This is a genomic window from Streptomyces sp. DF42 (genome assembly GCF_058267695.1).
This window is the reverse complement of the sequence record NZ_CM177859.1, coordinates 7,535,959-7,558,741: the sequence shown is the minus strand read 5'-3', so window position 1 is coordinate 7,558,741 and position 22,783 is coordinate 7,535,959. Positions and strand designations below refer to the sequence as shown.

21 protein-coding genes and 1 pseudogene are annotated in these 22,783 nt (G+C 70.6%); 12 read left to right on the top strand and 10 right to left on the bottom strand.

Going from position 1 to position 22,783, the window contains the following annotated elements:
• The 3 genes from ACYUED_RS34645 to ACYUED_RS34635 are packed head-to-tail and all read left to right on the top strand — an operon-like array spanning position 1 to position 2,770.
• On the top strand, positions 1–804 hold the full coding sequence (locus ACYUED_RS34645) for an ABC transporter permease (protein ID WP_491288536.1): 804 nt from the start codon (positions 1–3) through the stop codon (positions 802–804).
• 5 nt (positions 805–809) lie between these two features.
• Positions 810–1,610 carry an ABC transporter permease gene (locus tag ACYUED_RS34640; protein WP_491288535.1) on the top strand — a complete coding sequence of 267 codons (801 nt, stop codon included), beginning with the start codon at positions 810–812 and terminating at the stop codon, positions 1,608–1,610.
• Entirely contained in the window at positions 1,607–2,770 is a 1,164-nt protein-coding gene (locus tag ACYUED_RS34635) for an MFS transporter (protein ID WP_491288534.1), read from the top strand. The genes ACYUED_RS34640 and ACYUED_RS34635 overlap by 4 nt, the downstream gene beginning before the upstream one ends.
• Positions 2,771–2,860: 90 nt before the next feature.
• Here ACYUED_RS34635 and ACYUED_RS34630 read toward each other — a convergent pair whose 3' ends face one another.
• Entirely contained in the window at positions 2,861–4,096 is a 1,236-nt protein-coding gene (locus ACYUED_RS34630; protein WP_491294568.1) for an MFS transporter, read from the bottom strand.
• 292 nt (positions 4,097–4,388) lie between these two features.
• Between ACYUED_RS34630 and ACYUED_RS34625 the strand changes: the two genes are divergently transcribed.
• On the top strand, positions 4,389–5,717 hold the full coding sequence (locus ACYUED_RS34625) for a jacalin-like lectin (RefSeq protein ID WP_491288533.1): 1,329 nt from the start codon (positions 4,389–4,391) through the stop codon (positions 5,715–5,717).
• A gap of 124 nt (positions 5,718–5,841) precedes the next feature.
• Here the strand turns inward: ACYUED_RS34625 and ACYUED_RS34620 are convergent, their stop codons facing one another.
• A complete protein-coding gene (locus ACYUED_RS34620; RefSeq protein ID WP_491288532.1) occupies positions 5,842–6,372 on the bottom strand; it encodes an AAA family ATPase in 531 nt (176 codons plus the stop codon).
• Between the two features lie 98 nt (positions 6,373–6,470).
• Here ACYUED_RS34620 and ACYUED_RS34615 point away from each other — a divergent pair, with 98 nt between their 5' ends.
• From ACYUED_RS34615 to ACYUED_RS34600, 4 genes are all read left to right on the top strand, one after another.
• Positions 6,471–7,058, top strand: coding sequence for a TetR/AcrR family transcriptional regulator (locus tag ACYUED_RS34615; protein WP_491288531.1), 588 nt, complete (start codon positions 6,471–6,473; stop codon positions 7,056–7,058).
• Positions 7,051–7,866, top strand: coding sequence for an alpha/beta fold hydrolase (locus tag ACYUED_RS34610; protein ID WP_491288530.1), 816 nt, complete (start codon positions 7,051–7,053; stop codon positions 7,864–7,866). Before ACYUED_RS34615 ends, ACYUED_RS34610 begins: the two co-directional genes overlap by 8 nt.
• A gap of 51 nt (positions 7,867–7,917) precedes the next feature.
• Complete coding sequence (locus tag ACYUED_RS34605) at positions 7,918–9,306, top strand: prenyltransferase/squalene oxidase repeat-containing protein (RefSeq protein ID WP_491288529.1); 1,389 nt, start codon at positions 7,918–7,920, stop codon at positions 9,304–9,306.
• A 116-nt stretch (positions 9,307–9,422) separates the two neighbouring features.
• Positions 9,423–10,148 carry a hypothetical protein gene (locus ACYUED_RS34600; RefSeq protein ID WP_491288528.1) on the top strand — a complete coding sequence of 242 codons (726 nt, stop codon included), beginning with the start codon at positions 9,423–9,425 and terminating at the stop codon, positions 10,146–10,148.
• Here ACYUED_RS34600 and ACYUED_RS34595 read toward each other — a convergent pair.
• The 5 genes from ACYUED_RS34595 to ACYUED_RS34575 all read right to left on the bottom strand — a co-directional run bounded on the left by ACYUED_RS34595 (position 10,135) and on the right by ACYUED_RS34575 (position 14,708).
• Positions 10,135–10,554, bottom strand: a complete 420-nt coding sequence (locus ACYUED_RS34595) for an NUDIX hydrolase (RefSeq protein ID WP_491294565.1) — start codon at positions 10,552–10,554, stop codon at positions 10,135–10,137. The two genes, ACYUED_RS34600 and ACYUED_RS34595, sit on opposite strands and share 14 nt — an antisense overlap.
• Before the next feature lie 79 nt (positions 10,555–10,633).
• Positions 10,634–11,413, bottom strand: a complete 780-nt coding sequence (locus ACYUED_RS34590; RefSeq protein ID WP_491288527.1) for an isocitrate lyase/PEP mutase family protein — start codon at positions 11,411–11,413, stop codon at positions 10,634–10,636.
• On the bottom strand, positions 11,410–11,868 hold the full coding sequence (locus ACYUED_RS34585; RefSeq protein ID WP_491288526.1) for a hypothetical protein: 459 nt from the start codon (positions 11,866–11,868) through the stop codon (positions 11,410–11,412). Before ACYUED_RS34585 ends, ACYUED_RS34590 begins: the two co-directional genes overlap by 4 nt.
• 130 nt (positions 11,869–11,998) lie before the next feature.
• Positions 11,999–13,732 (bottom strand): DUF2264 domain-containing protein, encoded by a 1,734-nt coding sequence (locus tag ACYUED_RS34580; protein ID WP_491288525.1) that lies wholly within the window; start codon positions 13,730–13,732, stop codon positions 11,999–12,001.
• A gap of 160 nt (positions 13,733–13,892) precedes the next feature.
• On the bottom strand, positions 13,893–14,708 hold the full coding sequence (locus ACYUED_RS34575; protein ID WP_491288524.1) for a rhamnogalacturonan acetylesterase: 816 nt from the start codon (positions 14,706–14,708) through the stop codon (positions 13,893–13,895).
• 63 nt (positions 14,709–14,771) lie between these two features.
• Between ACYUED_RS34575 and ACYUED_RS34570 the strand changes: the two genes are divergently transcribed.
• Both ACYUED_RS34570 and ACYUED_RS34565 read left to right on the top strand, forming a co-directional pair.
• The gene (locus ACYUED_RS34570) at positions 14,772–15,350 is read left to right on the top strand and encodes an IS607 family transposase (protein ID WP_491288523.1); all 579 of its coding nucleotides are present in this window, start codon (positions 14,772–14,774) and stop codon (positions 15,348–15,350) included.
• The gene (locus ACYUED_RS34565; RefSeq protein WP_491288522.1) at positions 15,343–16,986 is read left to right on the top strand and encodes a nuclease/transposase family protein; all 1,644 of its coding nucleotides are present in this window, start codon (positions 15,343–15,345) and stop codon (positions 16,984–16,986) included. Before ACYUED_RS34570 ends, ACYUED_RS34565 begins: the two co-directional genes overlap by 8 nt.
• A 4-nt stretch (positions 16,987–16,990) precedes the next feature.
• On the opposite strand, the pseudogene ACYUED_RS34560 reads toward ACYUED_RS34565, so the two are convergent.
• Positions 16,991–17,227, bottom strand: a pseudogene (locus ACYUED_RS34560) (carbohydrate esterase); the annotation flags it as partial.
• A 206-nt stretch (positions 17,228–17,433) separates the two neighbouring features.
• On the opposite strand from ACYUED_RS34560, the gene ACYUED_RS34555 reads away from it, so the two are divergent.
• Entirely contained in the window at positions 17,434–19,119 is a 1,686-nt protein-coding gene (locus ACYUED_RS34555) for a rhamnogalacturonan lyase B N-terminal domain-containing protein (protein WP_491288521.1), read from the top strand.
• A 20-nt stretch (positions 19,120–19,139) separates the two neighbouring features.
• Here ACYUED_RS34555 and ACYUED_RS34550 read toward each other — a convergent pair whose 3' ends face one another.
• The gene (locus tag ACYUED_RS34550) at positions 19,140–19,325 is read right to left on the bottom strand and encodes an RICIN domain-containing protein (protein WP_491294563.1); all 186 of its coding nucleotides are present in this window, start codon (positions 19,323–19,325) and stop codon (positions 19,140–19,142) included.
• Positions 19,326–19,342: 17 nt separating this feature from the next.
• Positions 19,343–20,455: a glycoside hydrolase family 43 protein gene (locus tag ACYUED_RS34545; RefSeq protein WP_491288520.1), complete on the bottom strand. Its 1,113-nt coding sequence runs from the start codon at positions 20,453–20,455 to the stop codon at positions 19,343–19,345.
• 207 nt (positions 20,456–20,662) lie between these two features.
• Between ACYUED_RS34545 and ACYUED_RS34540 the strand changes: the two genes are divergently transcribed.
• On the top strand, positions 20,663–22,768 hold the full coding sequence (locus ACYUED_RS34540; protein ID WP_491288519.1) for an autotransporter: 2,106 nt from the start codon (positions 20,663–20,665) through the stop codon (positions 22,766–22,768).
• Positions 22,769–22,783 lie beyond the last annotated feature (15 nt).

Here is a 22,783-nt window from a genome sequence, read left to right as displayed (position 1 = left end):
GTGGCCGTCCTGCACGCCTGGCGCGCCGCCCGCGTCACCCCCCTCGGCGAGCTGCACGCCCCGCCCCGGATGACGGCCGTGCTGGTCCGGCTGACCGTCCAGGTGGTGCTGGTCGCGTCGCTGTGGAGCGGCCTGTACGAGCACACCACCGTCACGGCCGGGATGAGCCGCGAGCAGGCCATCACGTACGCCGTGCTGGCCGTACTCGCCTCCCGGCTGCGGGAGTTGGACCAGTACGCGGGCAGGGACACGGTCATCCAGCACATGCACTTCGGCACCATCGTCTACTGGTACCTGCGCCCGCTGCCGCCTGCCCGCTACCACGCCCTGCGCGCCCTCGGCGAGCAGGTCTACGGGGCCGCGTGGGCGCTCGCCGGTTACGCGGTGTGTCTCGCGGCCGGGGTCGTGGAGCCGCCCGGATCGGCAGCCTTGGCAGGAGTGTTCTTGCTCAGCCTGCTGCTCGGGCAACTGGTCCTGTACCACGTCATGCTCCTGCTGGACCAGATGTGTTTCTGGACGGTGCGCAACACCGCGGCGATGCTCATCCTGATCTTCGCGCAGAACCTGATGTCCGGGGTCTACGCCCCGCTGTGGTTCTTCCCCGGGTGGTTCCGGACCCTGAGCACCTTCCTGCCCTTCCAGGCGACGCTCAACGTGCCGCTGTCGCTGTACGTGGGCCGCATCCACCTGTCCGACGCCGGGCTGCAGTTGGCGATCCAGGCCGGCTGGGTCGTGCTGCTCCACCTGTTCACCCGGTTCCTGTGGCGGCGGGCCGCCCGCCGTGTCATCTCCCAGGGAGGCTGAGACCCATGAACGCCGTCCGGATCGCCTGGCGCGTCACGCGTCTCAACTTCCGTTCCCAGCTGGAGTACCGCACCGAGTTCCTGCTGATGGTCGCGATCGGCGCGATCTGGCAGGTGTCGGTGATCGTGTTCGCGACCGTGCTGCTGTCCCGGTTCGCCGGGATGGGCGGCTGGGACAGCTCCGACGTGCTGCTCATCCCCGCGACGCGGATGCTCGCGCACGGACTGTTCGTCCTGGTCCTGGGACGGATGCACGGCACCGGCCGGTTCATCCAGGAGGGACGGATCGACATCTACCTGCTGCGTCCCATGCCGGTCCACCGCCAGGTGCAGCTGCAGTACTTCCCCACCAACGCGATCGGCGACCTGACGGTGGCCGTGGGCCTGATGGTCGGCGCCCTGTCCCGCAGCCACCTCGACTGGAGCGCGGGGCGGGTCACGTATCTGGTCGTCTGCCTCATCGGCGGCATGCTCCTGGAGGCCGCCCTGTTCACGGCGGTGGCCTGCGCGTCCCTGCGCTTCCCGGCCGCCGACTACTGGGGCCGCTGGCTGGAGGAACTGCTCGGCACCTTCGGCAGCTACCCGCTCAACGTCCTGCCCAGGGCGGTCGGCGGCCTCCTCACCTTCGGCCTCCCGCTCGCGTTCGTCGCCTACTTCCCTGCCGCGGTACTCACCGGTCACGGTCACAGCACCGGGGTTCCCTACTGGTTGGCGGCGGCCTCCCCGCTGCTCGGGGTGATCGCGTATCTGGGAGCTCGGCTGCTGTGGCGCTGGAGCCTGAACCACTACACGGGGGTGAACGGATGACGGTCACGGCGGTCACGTCCACCGACTTACGCGCACGTCTCGCGGTAGGCCTGGTGTTCATCGTCCTCGGTGGCACGCAGGGCGGTTGGATGGCCCGGATCCCGGCGATCCGGGACCAGGTGGGCGTGGACACGGCCCGGTGGGGGCTGCTGAGCAGCTCGTCGGCGGCGGGTGATGTCGTCGCGATCGTCCTGATCACGCTGTTGATCGGCCGGGTGAGTACGCGTCTGCTGGCCCTCGCCAGCGCCACGGTCGTCCTGCTCAACGCACCGGTGCTGGCCGGGGCTTCGTCCGTGCCGGCCCTGGTGCTGGGCCTGACCACCTGGGGCGTGGGGGCGACCTTCCTGGCCACGCCCGTGAACGCACTCGCCGTCGCGGTCGAGCGCGCCCACGGCCGCCCACTGATGTCCGGCTTCCACGCCTGCTACAGCGTGGGCGTGCTGGCGGGCGGTGTCATGGGCACCCTCGCCGCGGCCACGGACGTCACTCCGGGCATCCAGATGGCGATCAGCAGCGGCGTCCTGGGGACGCTGCTGCTGATCCTGGGCGCCCGGCTCCCCCGCGACGCACCGACCCACAAGGAGCGACACCGCCCGCTCAAGCACCGGTTCACTCCCCAGCTCGTCCTGCTGGCCGGCATCGCGTTCCTGGGATCCTTCGCCGAAGGAGCGGCCTCCCAGTGGAGTTCGGTCTACACGGCCGACTACCTGGACGAGGGCTCGGCATTGGGTGCGGCGACGTACACCTCCTTTACGGTGGCGATCCTCGCCGGTCGCCTGGTCGGCGACCGGTTCGTGGCCCGCCTGGGCCGGCGAGCCTTCCTGCGTCTCTCGCTGCTGACGTCGGCGCTGGGGGTGGCGGTCGTCGTCGTTCGCCCCGCCGTGTGGCTTGCGCTCGCCGGTTTCGTCGTCGTGGGCCTGGGCGTCGCCTGCGTCCTGCCCTCGGTGATCGCCCTGGCCGGCCGCCAACCGGGCGTCCCGGCCGGCGAGGGGGTCTCGGTCATCACCATCGGCCAGTGGCCGGGATTCCTGCTGGCGAGCCCGGCGGTGGGCCTGCTGGCCGGGGCGACGAGCCTGCGGGTGGCGCTGGCGGCTCTGATCGTGGCGGGGCTGGTGGCCGCGGTGCTGGCCGGGCGGGTGGTGGTCCCCGGAACGGGCTGACCTGCCGTCGGCGCCAGGGACTTTGTGTGGGGGCGGCTCCGAACGGCACACAGCGGGCCGCCCGTACATGCCGGTGAGCGGGTCGGCCGGTCAGTCTGTAGGCCGGTCAGCCTGCCGGCCGAGGCGCCCCGACCCCCGTATCGGCGTGAACAGCGCCGCCATCGCGATCAGTACGCAGCAGCCACCCGCCGCAAGCGCCACCGGGGCCGTGCCGCTGTGTTCCGCCGCCCAGGTGAGGACGGCCGCGCCGACGGGGGCCGCGGAGTAGTGGAGGGTCCAGAAGGCCGAGGTCACGCGGCCCAGCAGGGGTTCCGGAGTCACCTCCTGGCGCAGTGACATGGAACAGGTGCCCGCGATGCCGCCGCAGGCCAGGAAGGCCGCGCTCAGAACGGCGACCACCGGCACGTCCCGCGCCCATCCCAGCCCGGCGAACGCCACCCCGCACAGCGCGACCCCACTCATCCAGGTCCACCCGAAGCCGAGCCGGCGGCGGATCCGCGCGACCAGCAGTGAGCCGGCGATGGTGCCGAGCGCGCCGCACGCCATGACCGTGCCGACCGTGCCGTCGTCGTGGCCGAGGTCGTGCTTGAGGTGGTAGATGACCAGGTCGGTCAGGCCCAGGGTGAGAAAGCTGTAGACGAAGAGAAGGGCGGTGAGGGAGCGGAGGACCCGGTGGCCGTAGAGGAAGGAGATCCCGGTGCGCAGGTCCCGCCACAGGCCGGTCCGCTGCGGTGAGCGCTCGTCCGCGGGGCGGGCGCGGAAGCGTACGAGGAGGAGGCAGGCCGCCGAGACGCCGAAGCTCCCCGCGTCGACGCCGACGGCGGCGGCCGGGCCCGCCCATGCCGCCGTCAACCCCGCGCACATCGGACCGAGTACGCCCGCCGCGGCAGCGGTCGCGCCCAGGCGCCCGTTGGCCTCCGTCAGTTGCTCCGTGCCGACCAGACTTCGCACGACGGTCACATAGGCGACGGCGAAGAGCATGCCGACGGCCTCGCACAGCGGGAGCACGACGTACAGCAGCCAGATCCTCGGGCCGAAGAGCCACACCAGCGGAATCAGCCCGTACAGCACCATCCGTACGAGGTCGCAGGTGATCAGCAGCCTGCGTCGGTCGACCCGGTCGACCAGCACTCCGGCGAAGACCCCCGCCGCCACCGCCGCGGCGCCGCCCACCGCGGTCAGCAGACCCATGCGCGCCACCGAGCCCGTGGCCTGGAGGACCAGCAGGGGCAGCGCGATCAGGGCGAAGGAGTCACCGAGGACGGAGAGGGTCTGGGCAGCCCAGAAGATGCCGAAGTCCCTTTGTCTCCAAAGGACTTGGCTCACGGTGGGGGTGGCGGTGTCGTGTGTGCGGCTGCCGTCCTTCTTCGCTTCGTACGACGACACCGGCCCCCCTGGAATCCCCAATCCCGGCAACCCTATGCCCCACGCCGACGGCTGGCGATCGAGATACCGACGCACCCGCACCGGCACCCGCGTCCACACCTCCGTCGCCGATCTCGCCCTTCACTGTTCCCCCGAAAGCCCTTTCCGGTCACACTGGTCGACACCGAACCTGAGCATCATTCAGGTTCTCGTCGCTCGACCTCCTCCACTCCCTACCGGAGACACCCCCACCATGAGACGACTGATCGGCACCTTCGCGGCCGCCACACTGGCCCTCTCGGGCCTGGCCGCCACCGGCGCGACGCCCGCCTCCGCGGCGGCGGCTGCGACCACAGGCTCCTTCAACGTGCTCACGTACAACGTCGCCGGCCTCCCCGAAGGCCTCAGCTCCAGCCACCCGGCGACCAACACCCCGCTGATCTCACCGCGGTTGGCGCCCTACGACATCGTGAACGTCCAGGAGGACTTCAACTACCACGCGGCGCTGTACGCGGGCGACAACCACCCGTACCGCACGGCGACGAGCGGCGGCGCGGCCGTGGGCGACGGCCTCAACACCCTTTCGAACTTCCCGCTCGACGACTTCGAGCGGGTCAAGTGGAACAAGTGCACGGGCACCAACTGCCTGACCCCGAAGGGCTTCACGCTCGCCCGGGTGCGGCTGGCCGAGGGCGTCTTCCTCGACCTCTACAACGCGCACCCCAACGCGGACGACTCCGACGACGCGCTCGCCGCCCGCCGCGCCAACATCCAGCAGCTCTCGGACTTCATCCGGGCGAACTCGGCGGGCAACGCGGTGCTCGTCATGAGTGACACGAACACCCGCTACACCCGCAGCGCCGACAACATCCGCACCCTGGTGAACGACAACGGTCTGACGGACGCCTGGGTGAAGCTGGTCAAGGGCGGCACGGCACCGACGCAGGGCGCTGACCCCCTGCTCTGCCCCACGTCGGCCCCGTCGAACGACTGCGAGGTCGTCGACAAGGTCCTCTACCGCAGCAGCAGGCTGCTCTCCCTGGACGCGACCCACTACAACGACGAGTGGGCCAAGTTCCTGGACTCCAAGGGCGGCAACCTCTCCGACCACTTCCCGCACACGGTCGACTTCTCGTACACCGTGAACTCCTCCCTGAGGGCGAGCGACTTCTACGGCGGCCCGCACGGCACGGCCTTCAACGACGCGGACGACCTGCCGGCCACCGTCGCCCCGCGCACCCTCACCCTGCGCGGCGACGCCCGCCTGGACTCGCTGTCCCTGACCCACGACGGCGGCACGGCCCTGACCCACGGCGGCACGGGCGGCACGGCGACCTCCCTTACGCTGGCCTCGGGCGAGCACCTCACCTCGGTGAAACTGACGGAGGGTCAGAAGGGCGGCCGGACGCGGATCTTCTCGGCGGCGTTCGCCACGGACAAGGGGCGGACCCTGACGTCCGGTACGGCGACCTCGGACACCGTGACCTTCACCGCACCGTCGGGTTGGCAGATCGTGGGCTTCACCGGGCGAGCCGGCGACGAGATCGACAAACTCGGAGTGCTGTACGCCCCGATCAGCTGAGGCACCCGCACAAGCCATCCGCACAGAGGCACCAGCACAGACGCACCTGAACAGACGGACCGGAACAGAGGGACCTCCGCCCAAGGGTCTTGTACGTCGAGGCCGGCCGGAGGTCCCTTCCCCGTCAGTCGACTGCGGGCAGACCGACCAGCCCCGCGGTCCGCATGACGCGGTCGACGGTCTCGGCCAGGGCGCTGTCGGCATCGATCACGGTCTCGACGCCGCCCGGCAGCAGATCGAGCGGCCGATACCAGGAGCGCAGTTCCGCCTCCCCGACTTCACTCGTCGGCGGCTTGGTGGCATGGCGGGCGAAGGTCTCCTCCAGCGGGACGTCCAGGTAGTAGCCGGACGTCACCCCACGATGGTCGGCACGCAGGCGCGCGAGCATGTCGCCGTAGTGGTCGGCGTAGAGAATGCCCTCGACCACGACGTGGTAGCCGGCGTCGAGGGCGTACCGCGCGACGGTGTCGATCAGACCGATGTTCGCCGCTCCGGGCCGGTCTCGTTCCCGCAGGACGAGGCGGCGCAGGTTGTCCTGGCCGACCAGCGCCAGCCCTCTCCCGAACCGGTCACGGATGCCGGCCGCGACCGACGACTTTCCCGAGGCGCTGTTTCCGCGCAGGACGACCAGCCTGGTCTCTTCGGTGCCCACCATCACCCGGTCACGTTATCGGCCGTCCACGACTTCCTGCATGAGCTAGGGTTATACCTAGATCCCCTAGGTTTGTGGTCTGTCGTCGGAAGGTCGCCCTCATGGTCAGAGCCGGTCTCACCCCAGACCTCATCACCGCGGCGGCCGCCGACCTCGCGGACGAGGTGGGCTTCGAGAACGTCACGCTCTCCGCCCTGGCCCGCGGCTTCGGGGTCAAGGACGCGAGTCTGTACTCGCATGTCAAGAACCTGCAGGATCTGCGCACCCGCATGGCGCTCCTCGCCGGTGCCGAGATGATCGACCGGATCGCCGCCGCGGTGGCGGGGCGGGCGGGCAAGCAGGCGCTCGCCGCGTTCGCCGGCGCCTACCGGGAGTTCGCGCTGGCGCGGCCGGGGCGGTATGCCGCGACCCAGATCCGCATCGACCAGTCCCTGGTCGTCGACTCCCCCGTTTTTCGGCGCACCGCGGAGATCACCTACGGCATGCTCCGCGCCTACGGCCTCGAAGAACCCGACCTCACCGACGCCGTACGCCTGCTGCGCAGCACCTTCCACGGCTACTGCGCCCTGGAGGCCACCGGCGGCTTCGGCGCCCCGCGGGACGTGCGCACGTCCTGGGACAAGGCCGTCGACGCCCTGCACGTGACACTCGAACACTGGCCCCGCGAGGAGAGGAACAGCGATGACTGAACCGCACTACGACGTCAGCGGCAAGGGGCCCGTACTCCTCGTCGTCCCCGGTGGTGCCGGTCATCCCATGGGGTTCGACAGGATGACCGAGGCGCTCGTCGACCGGTTCACCGTCGTGACCTACGACCCCCTCGGGCTCGCACACGGGCGGCTCGGCGAACCCGTCGGCGACCAGCGGGTGGAGGAGTGGAGCGACGGGGCCCGTCTGGTGCTGGACGAGGTCCTCCCCCAGGGCGAGTCCGCGTACGCCCTCGGGACCAGTTCCGGCGGTATCGCCGTCCTCGATCTGCTCACCCGGCACCCGGGGCGGCTGCTGCACGTCGTCGCGCACGAGCCGCCGTGCGTGGGCGTGCTGCCGGACGGGACTCGTCAGCAGGCCATGTTCCGCGAGGTGTACGACACTTATCGCGCCGCCGGTCTGCGGGCCGGCGGGGCACGGCTGGGCGCCGGGCTGGCCGGGCGGGAGCCGGAGCAGTGCACCGAGCCCCAACCCCTCTCCCGTGAGCAGGAGTTGGCGAGCCCCATGGCCCTGTTCCTCGCCCACGTCCTGCGCCAGTTCACCTCGTACGCGCCCGACCTCACCTCACTGACGGGCTCCTCCGCCCGTCTCACCCTGGCCGCCGGCTCCGACTCCCGCGGCCAACTCCTCGACCGCACCGCGCGGTTCCTCGCCGAGCGGACCGGCGGCCGCTTCGTCGAGTTCCCCGGCGGGCACGTCGGCGTGGCCGAGCATCCCGTGGCATTCGCCGAGCTGCTTGCTCGGACACTGCTTCCGGCCGACGGCTCACATGCCCCGTTGACCACTTAGACTGGAATCTTCGCGGAAGTCACGTGCCGCCTCGGGGGAGGGAGCGCCGCCTTGTCTCAACAGCAGCTGGGCCGCGGTCCCTTGAGGTCCGACGGCGAGCCGCCGGTGCCGCCCGGCGGGGCGAGCGAGACCGCACGGTTCGTCGGCTGGCTGGGCAGCCTCGGCTGTGCGGCAGCCGGGTACGCGGTGTTCCAGTTCCTGTTCGGGGTACTGCCCGGCTCGATCGGCTCAGAGGCCGCCAAATATCTGGTCGCCGGGGTCAGCGGGGTCGGCACGGGCGTGGCCACCTGGCTGGCGGCGGCACTGGTCCGGGCCCGGGCGGGGGCGGCCGTTCCCGCCACCCGAACGGCCGTCGTCGTGGCGCGGACCGAAGCCGGTCCGCTCCCGCGGATCTTCGCCGCCGCGTACGCCACGCTCACCGAGAAGGTGACCGTGGTCGACGACCCCGCCGGCGGCCGCCTCACCGGCTGGTCGCACTCCCTCGGTGAGAGCGGCCCGTCCCGGCCCACGTCCGTCGGTACCGCGTACGGCCTGCACATCATGCTCGACCTCGGTGCACCCGAGGGGCGGCTGCGCACCGGGGATCTCGTGGAGACACTCTGGCGGCTGCGGCTGCCCGGCGGGGGCTGGTCCGCCCGGTCCCAGGCCGCGGAGGCGCGGCCCGAGGTCACGGCTCTGGTGCTGGGCGCGCTGGCCCGGGCCGGGGCGTCCGGCGAGCGGCTGGCGGAGGAGGTGGGCCGGTGCACGGCCGGCTTCACCCACGAACTCGACCGCGCCGGGCGGGAGTCCACCCACGTCGTGACGACGGTGCTGCGCGGGCTGCTGCGCGCCGCGCCCGACTCCGCCGTACTGCCCGTGCTGCGCGAGGCCCTGGCCGACGGTGCGATCAGCGACCCCCGCCGTGAGCATCTGCGCTGCTGGGGTTACCGGCTCGGCCGGCCGTACGGGCTGCCCTCCCCCCTGCACACGGCACAGGCGGTGGTGGCCCTGGACCGGGCCGCCCTGGTGCTGGGCGAGGACGAGGACGAGGCGGTGCGCGCCGCCCGGGAGGACGGTGTCCGCTGGCTGCTGGCCTGCGCGGATGCACCCCACCACCGATGCCAGGACCTGCGGAACCTCCGCGAGGAGGTGCGCCGCCCGCGCACCGACGACCCCTCGCGCCATGAGGTGCTGAACGTACGGCACTTCACCGCGTCCTGGATGATCCGCGCCCTGATGACCCCCGGTGCCAGGGAGGTCGCGGTGCAGGACGGGCTGGAGGAGGCGTGGCGGGAGCGGCTGGACGGGGCCGCCGCCGCGGTGTGGGCCGGGCAGACCGACGGGATCTGGTCCTGGGGGCGGCCCGACAGCAGTGAGCTGCGGCAACCCATGTGGATGACCTATCAAGGGCTTTCGGCGCTGCGGGCGCATGCCGTATGGATGTATCGACCGGAGGAATGAACCGGGTGGCACGAACCGCGAAGCGCGAACCGGGAGGACTGATCCGGGCAAGACGTACGGGGTAGGACGCGGTAGGTCGACTCGGATGGCGGAGCCCGGACTTGGAGGACGTGTGCATGGGCGGTCGGCAGGTTCTGGCGGCGCGGCGGCTGCTGACCGGGACGCTCGACGGTGATCTGCCCGAGCACGAACTGGTCGCCGCGGCCCTTTTCGTCGTCGCCGAACTCGGCGCCCCGGAACGGCTGTTGGAGCTGGTCTCCGAACTGGCCTCCGGTGAGGGCGATCCGGAGGGGTGCGCCCGGCTCTCGTACCGGCACGTCCTCGGCTTCGACAAGCTGCTGCTGATCGACGGCGGCCCGCGGCACATGCTGCGTGCCCACCTGTGGCACCCGGGCGCGGGCGCGGTCGGCAAGGAGGACATCCACAACCACCGTTCCCCACTGGCCTCCCATGTCGTGCGCGGGCGGCTCGCCATGGAGTTGTACGACGTCGACGGTGGTGGTGGTGTCTCGGCCGCCCGGTACGAGGAGTCGTTGAAGGAGGGCTCTGCGGACTGGCTGCTGGAGCCGACCGGTCCGGCGCGGCTGCGGCTGACGCATGTGGGGCAGTACGCGGCGGGAAGCGCGTACGCCCTGCCGGCGCACACCCTGCACCGCGCCTGGTGCGACACGGACGTGCCCGCGGTGACCTTGTTCCTGGAGACGGGGAGCGGACGCCGGGCCCACACCGACGTGTTCACGCCCGCGGGCCCGCATCCCGGGGCGGTGGCGAAGGTGCCGCTGGACGTGGACGACTACCTGGGAGCGCTGGGCGGGCTCGCCGAGCTGCTCAGGAGTTCGTGAAGGCCTGGTCCACGATGTCGAGGTTGTAGTCGTCGATGTCGACCGTGGTCAGCTCGGTGCGGGGCAGCCAGATGTGGGCCTGGTCGGCCTTCGGCAGGGTGATCGCCCGGCTCAGCGGACGGACCAGGAAGTTCTCCTGCCAGTTCTTGACCTCGTGGCCGCGGTACTCGCTGACGAAGGAGGACTCGCCGATCTTGCGGACGACTTCGCCGAGGAGCCCGGTCTCCTCCTTCAGCTCACGCAGCGCGCCGTCCCGGGCGCTCTCGTCCGGTTCGAGCTTGCCGCAGGGAACGCCCCACACCCGGGGCAGGAACTTCTCCGTCTCACTGCGCCGGACCAGCAGCACCCGGCCCTCGTCGTCCATCACGACGGCAGCCGCCAGTCGCTTGTCGCCGGGGATGTCCATGTCCATGGTTCCTCGGTCCCTCGCCGGAGATGAGTCCAAAGGGTCTGATACCCACGAAAGCCTCCACCGTACCAAGCGCTCACCACCGGGCGCTGTGAGCCGGATCGCTCCCGTGACCCAACGTCTGGACGTCCGCATACGACGGCGCCGTGCCCTGCGGTGCCCGACCGGCCCGGATGTCCGCCACCGTCTCCAGTGCCGCCCCCAGAGCCCTCCGGTACAGCAGTGACCCGAGACTCACCCGTCGTACGCCGAGATCGGTGAGGTGCGGCACGGTGGGGCCGGTGGGCGAGTAGAGGATGTTGAGGGGGAAGTCGCCCAAGTGCCGTACCAGGGCGTCGATTTCACCGGGGTCGGTCAGCCCGGGCACGAACACGCCGTCGGCGCCCGCCTGCCGGTAGGCGTCGAGGCGGCTCCGTGTGCCCTCGCCGTCGCCCAGCCAGTACGTGTCGGTACGGGCGTTCACGAAGAGGTCGGGTGCCGCGGTCTTCACGGCGGCGATCTTCGCGGCATGGCGCTCGACAGGTCCGAGGGCGTCCTCCAGGTTGATGCCGACGGCGCCGACGGCCGCCAGCTCACGGGCGAACTCCCCCACTTCGCCGGGGTCTTCGCTGAATCCGCCCTCCGCGTCGACGGAGAGGAAGAAGGGTTCCGTGCCCAGGGTGAGGGCGAGCCGGAGGGTGTCGTCGCGGGTCGCCGACGTACCGTCGCGCAGGCCGGCTGCCGCGGCGACGCCCAGGCTCGTCGTCCCGACGGCACCAAAGCCCTGAGCGGCCAGAGCCATGGCCGAGGCGTGGTCCCAGGCGTTGGGCAGGAACAACGGCTCTGCGGCGTGGTGAAGGTCGGCGAACCCGCTCATGAGAGGTCACCGACCGAGTCGGCGTAGTACGTCGCCCCTTTGAGGTGCAGGGCCAGTCCACGGAAGCTCCGGCCCTGCCCGGGCGAGCGGTCGAACTGTTCGTCGGTGAGGGCGTCGAGACGGTTCGCCCAGATGCGGGCGAGCCGCACGAGGCGGCTGCGGGCCTCGTCCAGGTCCTCCCGGGTGAACGGGGCGAGGTCCGCCCCGGTCGTCACCGTGGACGCGTGCCACCGATCCGGCTGCGGCTTCTCGCCGGCCAGCCGGGCCTCCAGCTCGGCGAGGTGATCGGCGAGATGGTCGGCGACACGGCGGATCGCCTTGTGCGGGGTGTGGACGCGGTCGTCGGCATGGGCGGGTTCGCCGTCCCAGTTCGTCCCGGTGGCGGCCAGTGCGAGGACGTGGTCGACCATGCCGGCGACGGCCTGGGCGGGTGTCTCCTGCGAGCTTTCGGTCATACCGGAACGCTAGAGCCGCATTGCTTCGGCGCCGGCCGAAGCATGCACACCCCTCCCGGGAGTCACGGGTGACCTCGCCGTCTCCACGAACGGCGCTCCGGCCTGGGCGTACTCCGTGACGGACAGCGCGTCATCCCCGGTCCGTCGGGACGATCTCCACTCCGGAGCCGCCCCACCGGACCCGCACCCCGGTTCCGTCGCTCCAGCGCACGGACAACTCCCTTTCCCCGTCGGCCCGTACGCTCACCGTCTCCGCCAGCGGCACCGGCTCCGGCTCCCCGGTCAGCCGCGCCAGCGCGACGAAGAACGTGTCCCCCTCACCGGTGACACCCGTGAGCGCCTCGGAAAGGCCTACGGCCGGCAGGAGTTCGGCCCGCACGCCGTCCCTCCCCCGCCCTCGGATCCGCTCGCGCAGGGGGACCCCCGTCGCCCACCCCGTCACCCGTACCGGCGTCCCGGGCTCCGCGCCCGCCACCAGATGGGCCCGCACCTCCACGGCCCCGCGTGCGAGCACGACACTGGTCACCCGCGCTCCCCCGCCCGCCGTGTGCCGGGACGCCACCCAGCCCTCGCCGACGCCCAGCGGTTCGATGTCCGTACGGCTCGGATCGTCGCCGACGATCACGCTGTTGTCGTACGACGAGGAGGGCTCCGTCACCGTCGAGTAGGCGAGGCGCGTGTAGTACGGGTCGTAGCGGACGTCCTCGCTGCCGTGGTTGTGGAGGCGGACGACGCCGTCCGAACTCGTGGACTGCAGAAGCCAGTTGGGGGCCGAGATCGCCGTGAGCGCGTCCGAGCGCTCCGCCGGGCCCGGCTCCTCGGCGGCCGTCCACACCGGGTGGTCCGGCGGCAGGAGCAGGCCGAGGAAGCCCTTGCTCGCCCAGTACGGGGAGGCGGGGCCCGAATAACCTTGCAGCACCGCGGAGTCGGGGCCGTGCCAGCCGAGCGTCAGCAGGCCGCGGGAGTCCACCGCGCCTCGCTCCAGGAAGTACTTCAGCGCCCCGGAGGCCAGCCTGCGGGTCTCCCCCGGCGGCAGCGGCGTGCGTCCGGTCAGCGCACCCAGCCACAGCGGGACGGTCGTCGCGAACCGGTAGGTGAGGCTGCGGCCCTGGTGCATGGGGGCTCCGTCGCCGCCGAACAGGCGGGCGTAGTCCTCCAGGTGCCGGGAGAGCCGGCCGCCGTAGAGGTCCAGCAGCCGGGAGTCGTCCGCCAGCCACGCGTGCAGCACCGGATAGAGGTGCATGGCCCAGCCGTTGTAGTAGTCGAACTTGCGGCCGTCGCCGTCGGTGTACCAGCCCTCGCCGACGTACCACTCCTCGATACGCTCCAGGCCGCGGTCGACCGCCTTACGGGACGCCTCGGGCTCGTGGCCGATCTCCTGGAGGAAGCCGCCCACGGTGACCGGGAACAACTCCCAGTTGCAGGGCCAGGCTTCGGCGGTCAGCGCGCCGTCGAGCCAGGCGACCGCCCGCTGTTGTACGCCGTCGTCCAGCCGGTCCCACAGCAGCGGGCGCGTCAGCCGCAGCGCGAGGGCGATCGAGGCCGCCTCGACGAGCGGCTGGCTGCGGTCCTCGATCCGCGGCCAGACGCCCGCGACCCCGGCCGCGAGCCCCTCGGCGTACCGCTGCAGCACGGTCTCGTCCCGGCGGAAGGCCGCGGCGAGCAGCGTACGGGCGTAGCCCTCCAGACCGTCGGAGAGCCGGCCCGACCAGCTCGTGCGGTCGCCGGGCAGGTGGTACAGCGCGCCGCCCTCGGCCGCATACGGCTCGACCGCGGCGAGCAGGGCGTCGGCGGCGGCCTCCCAGTGGGCCCGGGTGCAACCGGTGCGCGGGCTGAGGGCGCGGTCGTCGGGGGGCAGGTGCATCGGCTCTCTTTCACGACGTGCGACTTCAGGACGTACGCCTTCACGCTGTGCGACTTCACGACGTACGGGTTCACGACGTACGTGTCACGACGTGCGGCGACGGACGTGACGAAGGGTGGGACCTGGGGCGCCCCGGTTCCGGTCGGGACGCCCCAGGGGTTCATCCCACCCGCACCAGGCCCTTCGGCACCAGATGCTGGGCGACGAGTGCGTCGCGGACAAGTCCCGCGTACACCGTGGCACCGTGGACGGAGGTGTGGGTGTTGTCCTTTTTCTCGTTGTAGAGATAGATCGCCTTGGAGCCCTCCACGCCCAGGGACTCCACGAGCGCCTTCGTCTTCGCCGTCAGGTCGATCAACGGCACGTGCCGCGCCGCCGCGACCGAGCGGATGACAGCAGGATGGTCCACACCGAGGCTGTTGACCAGCAGTGCGGTGCCGTTGTTCAGGGTTCCGTCGGGGTTGAACCAGCGCCGCACGACGGGAGTCACCAGCACCGGCCGACCACCCTTCTCCCGTATACCCGCCACCAGTGTCTCCACATTGGCGCGATACGTCGCCTCGTCGGTGGTCTTGTCATTGTGCGCGAGCTGGACCAGGACCAGATCGCCGGGGCGGATCAACGGCTGGACCGTGGCCCAGAGCTGCGGGTTCTGCAGATAGGTCACCGTACTCTCCCCCGAGTCCCCATAGTTGGCGACGGAAACACCCCTGCGGAGGTATTGCGGCAACTGCTGGCCCCAGCCGGAGTACGGGTCGCCGGGTTGGTCGCAGACCGTGGAGTCGCCGACCAGGAAGATCCGGCGGGCGGGACGGGCGGGCGTGACGCGGATGTCCGCGAGCGCCGGGGCCAAGCCGCCGACCACGAGATCCAGGCCGGGAGTTCCGGCCGGGCCCGTCGGCTCACCCTCCGGCGTGCGGACGTTCACGGTGAAGCCGCGGGCGACCCGGGTGCCGGCCGCTGCGGGGGTTGCCAACTGCTGGCAGCGGAAGGTTGTTGAGTGTGCGTAACCATGAGGGAGTGGTGGCGTTATCAGCATATGAACCTGACGGAGTGGGCGCGGGCGCAGGGGGTGAACCCGCATACGGCATATCGCTGGTTTCATGAGGGCGCCTTGCCGGTGCCCGCGCGCCGGGTGGGGCCGCGCACGATCCTGGTGAACATCGAAGCGAACACCTCACCCTCGGTGACCGGTGGTGTAGGTCTGTATGCCCGCGTCTCCTCGCACGATCGGAAGCCGGACCTGGAGCGGCAGACCGCTCGCCTGTCGGCATGGGCGGCGGAGGCGGGACAGAAGGTTGTGCGGATCGAGTCCGAGATCGCCTCGGGTATGAACGGCTGCCGCGCGAAGGTGAAGCGGCTGCCGGCCGATCCGGCGGTGACCACGGTCGTGGTCGAGCACAAGGACCGCCTCGGGCGGATGAACGTGGAGCTGATCGAGGCCGCCCTGTCCGCGACCGGCCGCCGACTCGTCGTCCTCGATGACGGCGAAGTCGAAGACGACCTGGTCCGGGACATGGTGGAGGTACTGACGTCGTTCTGCGCCCGCCTGTACGGCCGTCGGTCGGCGAAGAACCGGGCGAGGAAGGCTCTCGAAGCGGCGGCCGGCGATGAGTGAGGCGAAGAAGCAGCTCCGCACCATCGACGCACCGTTCGTCGCGCCCGGGCCGTCCGGGGTGGCGATACGCGACCGCCTCAAGCACCTCACCGACGTGGACGACAAGGTGTTGCGGCTGGTCGGTGAACACCTCGGACGCCTCGCCTCGCTGGACCTCAAGAACCGCTGCGCCGACGGCCTGGACCACGACAGCGACACGTGGGCCGCCCGCAAGCAGGGCCTGACGGCCGACTCCTCGTCCCGGTGGGCCGGTTCGATCACGAAGGCCACTCACGATCAGTGGGCGCTGTCCCGCCGCTGTCAGCTCGCCCACATCCAAGGGCTTGAGGCCGGTGTGCGGACGCTGATGCACCGACTGGCGCAGCCGGTCGGGGAGAAAGGCACCAAGCGGGCACCCGGCGGATACCGCAGTCGGGGCGAGTGGTGCCACAAGTCCCGCCGTCTGGCGACCCTGGAACACCGCCTCGATGTCGCCCGCGTGGAGCGTGAGGCCGGTGTCGTGCACGTCGTGCGCGGCGGCCGGCGCCTGCTGGGCAACCGCAACAACCTCCAGGATGCGCAGCTCAGCGAGGCCCAGTGGCGCCGGCGCTGGGAAGCCGAACGCTGGTTCCTCGCTGCTGACGGCGAGTCCGGCAAGCGGTACGGGAACGAGACGATCCGCGTCACCCCCGATGGCGAGGTCTCCATCAAGCTGCCCGCACCACTGGCCCATCTGGCCAACGGCAAGTTCGGCCGGTACGTCCTCTCCTGCAGGGTCCAGTTCCAGCACCGGGGCGCGCAGTGGCGCGACCGCGTCGAAGCCAACCGTGCTGTCGCCTACCGCATCCACCTCGATGTGGAGCGCGGGCGCTGGTACATCACCGCCTCGTGGACGAAGCCCGTGGTGAAGACGGTCCCGTTGGAGACAGCCCGCGCCCAGGGCATGGTCGGCGTCGATACGAACGCTGACCACTTCGCCGCCTACCGGCTCGACCGCAACGGCAACCCGGTCGGCGACCCGAAGCGGTTCTTCTACGACCTGTCCGGCACCGCCGACCACCGCGACGCGCAGATCCGGCACGCCATCAGCCGGCTGCTGCACTGGGCCAACCGGTGCGGCGTCAAGGCGATCGGTATCGAGAACCTGGACTTCACCGCCGAGAAGACCCGCGAGAAGCACGGCCGCAAGAAGCGGTTCCGGCAGCTCATCTCCGGCATCCCGACAGGCAAGCTCAAGGCCCGTCTGGTGTCCATGGCCGCCGAGCACGGCCTGTCGATCGTCGCGGTCGACCCGGCGTACACGTCGATGTGGGGCGACCAGCATTGGCGTAAGCCCCTGGCCGGCAAGACTCGCAAGATGTCCCGGCACGACGCCGCGAGCGTCGCGATCGGGCGACGCGCCCTCGGGCACCCGATCCGGCGACGGACGGCACCGCCCCCGCAGCACCAGAGCGATGCTGTGGGGCATCGGACCGCCCAGGCCGGACCAGGCGCACGAGGGCATGAGGGAACCCGCCCACCCGTCACGGAGCGTGCACACGATGCACGCAGCCGGACGGGGACACAGCGAACGCGGGAGACCAGCGCATCCAACACCGTTCGGGATGCGCGCAGTTCCAGGAGCTGGCAGCAAATGTCACTCCTGAACACTGTTTAGGAACGGTTTCGGGGAGCAGGGAGCGCCGGGTCTCGCCGCTGACGGCGGTGCTCGATGCCTCTTCGCCGCCGAGCAGGACCCGCACGTCGTACGTGCCGGGCGGGACGTGGAAGTGGCAGGCGGTGGCGGTGCAGTTCTCCAGGCCGAGGGGTCGTCGTCCCTCGTGCGCCTGGGCCGGCACCGCGGTCAGGCCGGCGCTCAGTGTGAGCGCCGCCAGCACGGCGAGGTTGAAACGTCTCATTCGCGAATCCCTCCGAGGCGGCGACCGGACGACAAGGCCTGGCGGCAGGGACCGTACCGGCTGATGGAAGCGCTTTCTAGACCTTGGGCCGATTTCACAAGATTGCCAATCCCGGGCGCGCGAAAGCCCTTTCGCGAAATCGATTCAACTGTCACTCTCTCAACCACTCGCACCACCCCCGCACGGTTTTCGAAGGAGGCACCCCCATGTCCGAACCCGCGAACAGACCGGTCGGCCGCCGCACCTTCGTCCTCGGTTCCGCTGCCGCCGCAGGGACGGCCGCGACGGCCCTGGCCGGGCCGCTCGCCGGCTACGCGGCCGCCGCGGGCTTCGGCTGGCGCGACGACGGCTCGAACTACGTCGTCGACACCGGCGCCGGCCTGCTCTTCAAGGTCAGCAAGACCAACGGCGACCTGACCTCGCTGGTCTACAAAGGCACGGAGTACCAGGGCTACGGCGGCAAGAACTCGCACATCGAATCCGGCCTCGGCGCCTCCACGGTGACCGTCAGGCAGTCCGGTTCGACGATCCTGGTCTCCGTCGCCCACGGCACGCTCAAGCACTACTACGCGGCCCGCAGCGGCGAGAACAACGTCTACCTGTGGACCAACAAGGCCGACACCTCGGTCAGCGCGACCCGCTACATCGTGCGCGTCAGGGCGGGCCGGTTCCTCAACGACCAGCCCGACTCGTACACGTACGCGCCCACCACCATCGAAGCCTCGGACGTGTTCCGGAAGTCCGACGGGCAGACCCGCTCGAAGCACTACTCGAAGCTGCGGGTCGGCGACTACGACTACATCGGCTGGAGCACGGGGAGCGTCGGGCTCTACATGGTCCGCTCCAACCACGAGAAGGCCTCCGGCGGCCCCTTCTACCGCTCCCTGCTGCGCCACCAGAGCGCCGACGGCGGCGGCCTGTACGAGATCCTGTACTACGGCGAGAACCAGACGGAGGCCCAGCGCTTCGGCCTCCAGGGCCCCTACGTCATCGCCTTCACGGACGGCGGCGCGCCCTCCTCGTCCCTGTTCCACGCGAACCTCACGACCTCCTGGGCGGACTCGCTCGGCATCTCCGGGTATGTCGCGGCGAGCGGTCGCGGCAAGGTCGCGGGGGTCGGGATCACCGGGCGCAACACGGCGTTCCCGTACACCGTCGGCCTCGCCAACGCGGCCGCGCAGTACTGGGGTTCGGCCCGTTCCTCGGACGGCTACTTCTCCATTCCGGGCGTCCTGCCGGGGACGTACACCCTCACCGTCTTCAAGGGTGAACTCGCCGTCCACACAAGCTCGGTGACAGTCACCGCGGGCGCCACGACCGCGCTCAACACCCTCGCGATCCCCTCCTCCAACGACCCCGGCAACGCGAGCGCGATCTGGCGGATCGGTGACTGGAACGGCTCGCCGAGCGGGTTCAAGAACGCGGACCTGATGACGTACGCGCATCCGTCCGACAGCCGGGCCGCGTCCTGGACCGGCAACGTCGTGATCGGCAGCGGCTCCGAGACCTCGGCCTTCCCCTGCTATCTGTGGAAGGACGTCAACAGCGGCATCATCGTCTACTTCAGGCTGACGGCCGCCCAGGCCGCCGCCGCGCACACCCTGCGCATCGGTGTGACGACGGCCTACGCGAACGGCCGCCCGCAGGTCGTCGTCAACGACAACTGGACCTCCGCCGTCCCCTCGCCGCCCTCCCAGCCGAGCACCCGGTCGCTGACCGTGGGCTCGTACCGGGGCAACAACCACACGTTCACCTACAGCGTGCCGGCGTCCGCCTGGCTGACGGACACCGGCGCCTACAACACGTTGAAGATCCATGTGGCGAGCGGTTCGGGGTCGACGTCCTTCCTCAGCGCGGGCACGTCGATCGACGCGATCGACCTACTGACCTGAGCCCGTCTCCTGACGCAACATCATGTTCCGCGCGTCCACTGCTGGTTGGTGCCTCCGTTGCAGGTGTACGGGATGATCGCGGCGGAGTTGGCGGTGGACGCGCCGGACACGTCCAGGCACTCGCCGCTCGCGCGGGACTCGCTGTGGTCGGTGCCGTCCTCCCCGTGCGTCCACATCACGAACTTGCCGGTGGACGCGTTGTGCATGATCACGCACGTCTCATCTACGCACTCTCCTTCGCGGGCTCGGCGACCGTGTCGGCCACGGGGATGCCGAAGTCGGGGGTGCCGTCCCGGTTCCACCCCAGCTTCTGGACACGGGTGTGGCGGTTGGGGTCGTTCAGGGGGTCGCCGGTGATCTCCTTGTACTGGCGGGCGTGGTAGACGAGGACGTCACTGCGGCCGTCCTCGGCGACCGTGAAGCAGTTGTGGCCGGGGCCGTACTGCTTGGTGGTGTCGTTGCCGGTGAAGACGGGGTTCGGCGACTTGGACCAGTTCGCCGGGTTCAGCAGGTCGGCGTTCGCGTCGGCGGTCAGCAGGCCCATGCAGTAGTGGTAGTCGGTGGCGCTGGCCGAGTAGGAGAGGAACAGGCGGCCGTTGCGGGCGAGGACCGCGGGGCCCTCGTTGACCTTGTAGCCGACGCACTCCCAGTCGAACTCCGGGGTGGAGAGCCGGACCTGAGGGCCCGTCAGGGTCCACGGGTTCAGCATCTTCGACAGGAAGAGGCCCGTGTTGTTGTCCTGGCCCGGCTCGTGCTGAGCCCAGACCAGATAGCGGGTGCCCCGGTGGGTGAAGGTGGTGGCGTCGAGGGAGAAGGTCTCCCAGGCCGTCTTGACCTGCCCCCTCTCCACCCAGGTCCCCTCGAAGGGATTCCGGTTGGCGTTCTCCAGGACCCAGATGCGGATGTCCCACACGCTCTCGGCAGGCGCGGAGGCGAAGTAGATGTACCACTTGCCGCCGATGCGGTGGATCTCCGGCGCCCAGATGTGCGCGCCCATGACACCGGTGGCGTGCTTGGTCCAGATGACGGACTCGGCGGCCGTCGCGAGGCCGTTCAGGGTGGCGGCGCGGCGCAGGATGATGCGGTCGTACTCGGGGGCCGTGGCCGTGAAGTAGTAGTGGCCGTCGGAGTGACGGTGGATGTAGGGGTCGGCGCGCTGCCGTACGAGCGGGTTCACGAACGGGGCCGCCTTCCGGTACGGCGCGGCCGCGGCCGCGGTGGGCGTGGTCGCCAGGGCGCCCGCGGCCACGGCGGCTCCCTTCAGCACCAGGCGACGGCTGGGGACGGGGAGACCTGGGGGCAGGGGAGCCTGGGGCAGGTCGTCGGTGCGGCTCATAGGGCTGCCTCCCGGGGGACGTTCGAGATAGCGAACACCATCTGTTATTACGAACGTCGAAAAGGTAAGTGTGTGGAACGAGTAGGTCAACGGGTCTGACGCGACTTGGCACCACTTGAACGCGACTCGCAGAGAGCGCTTTCGACAATTCTCGTTCGATCGCCGACTTTCTGTTATCGGCGCCCCTCCGGCTCCGTCTCCTGTGACGTGCGCAGCCATACCCACAAGACAGCAGCCGCCGCCGGAGCCTTCACGGCGGTCGCCGCCCTGCTGACCACCGCTCCCCCCGCGGCGGCGGCCGGTGCCCGAGATGTCACCGCCGCCGTACTCGCCGACCAGGACGTGACGCTCACCGGCGACACCGTGGTCACCGTGCCGTCCGGGACGACGACGTACGACGGGGTGTTCCGCGGCGAGGGCACGCTCACCGTGCGCGGCGGCGGAACGCTGGTCCTCACCAAGGACAGCGACTTCACCCTGCCGAGGTCCCGTCAGCGGCAGTCCGTGAAGATCCAGGGCGGCAACCACCCTTACGTCACCACGGCCGACGCCGACCCACCCGCGATCACCGTCGAGCGGGGCGCGACCCTGCAGTACGGCCACGGCGGGACGACCGGGCTGATCGGGCACTTCCCGTACAACACCCCGGGGTTCCGGCTCAACCAGGACAACATCCGGGTCGACGGCACGCTGCGGCTGTCGCTGACGAGCGCCTACAACCTGGGCACGATCAGCGGCTCGGGCCTGATCACACAGCCCCGCTTCCTCTGGGGCAGCTGGGCCCTGTCGGGCACCCACTCCTTCTCGGGGGTGATCGACAACGGCACGCAGCTCAACGCCGGCGCGCCGGAGTTCGCCACATCTCTGCCGAACATGCGCAAGGTCCTCAACCAGGGCACCTGGACCGTGGACACGCCTCTCGGTCAGACCGTCACCATGGGCATGGACTTCTACCAGCGCGAGTACGGCAGTGACATCAACATCCAGTCCCGGCCCGGCAGCAAGGTGGTCCTGACCGGCCAGTACAGCTGGTCGAACCAGGGCGGCGACACCAATCCCTCACTCAGCGACCCGTCCCTGAACTGGACTCCCGCGCGCAAGAACGTCAACAAGCGCGGCACCAACATCAAGGGCGCGAACGTCCAGTGGGGCGACGGCACGACCAACAAGATCTTCATGCCGGGCACGGCACAGACCGTTTACATCAACTTGCTCGCGGCGCGCTCCCGTTCGCTGCTCACGTTCGACTACGGCGGGCCGGTGACGCTGGGCGCTCCCATCGGCGGCGGCAGGTTCCACGACACGCTGTCCGCGCCCGGCGCCGGGGACATCGTCATCAAGGGGACGCGGGGCAACGACGTGACCTTCGCCGCCGTCCAGTACTACAACGGATCGACGACGGTCGAGAAGGGCGCGGTACTACGGCTGGGCAGCGGCAGGTCGGGCGGGGACGGCGGGCTCTACACCAAGGGTGACCTGTACAAGGTGGTCGACAACGGCTCGCTGGTGCTGAACAACACGGGCAAGGCCCTGGCCCTGTCCCGCATCGGCGGCAGCGGATCGCTGACGCAGACCGGGACCGCCACGGCGACCCTGACGGGAAGCGGGGTGACGTACACCGGCACGACGACGGTCAAGAAGGGCACCCTGGCGCTGCGCTCCGGCGCGACCCTCGCCCGCAGCAAGGCGATCAGACTCAGCTCGACGGGCTCGCGGCTCGACGCCGGGCCGTCCGGACTGCGCGTGGCCACCACGCTGAGCGGCAAGGGCACCGTGAAGGGGGCGGTGACCAACGACGGCGTGGTCGCGGGCGGGCTCACCGTCTCCGGCGCCTACACGCAGAGCGCCAAGGGTGCGCTGGTCCTGGCAGACCGGCCGTTGAAGGTGGGCGGAGCGGTCCGGCTGGCCGGAGACCTCGACTTCTCGGCCGCCGGGAGCAAGCCCGCGCGCCGTATCACCGTCCTGGAGCACGGCGGCAGGTCGAAGACCACCGGCACGTTCAAGGGGCTGAAGGAGGGCGCACGTCTGAAGCTCGCCGACACGGTCTACCGCATCAGCTACAAGGGCGGCGACGGAAACGACGTGGTCCTCAAGGCGACGACCGCCAGCCCCTCCCCGGACGCCCGCCCGGACACGGCCGGCTCAGGCGCGGCGGCGGCCGCCGGCCCCCGTACCGCCAACACCGCCGGCAGCGGCATGGGTTGGTGGCCGTACGTGCTGGCGGTGGGACTGCTCATCGGGCTCGTGATCCCGGCGGCCAAGCGCAGGCGCGGCGGTCGACCCAGGGGCGGACGGCACGCGGCGAACGGCTGAGCCCGCGCCCCCGGC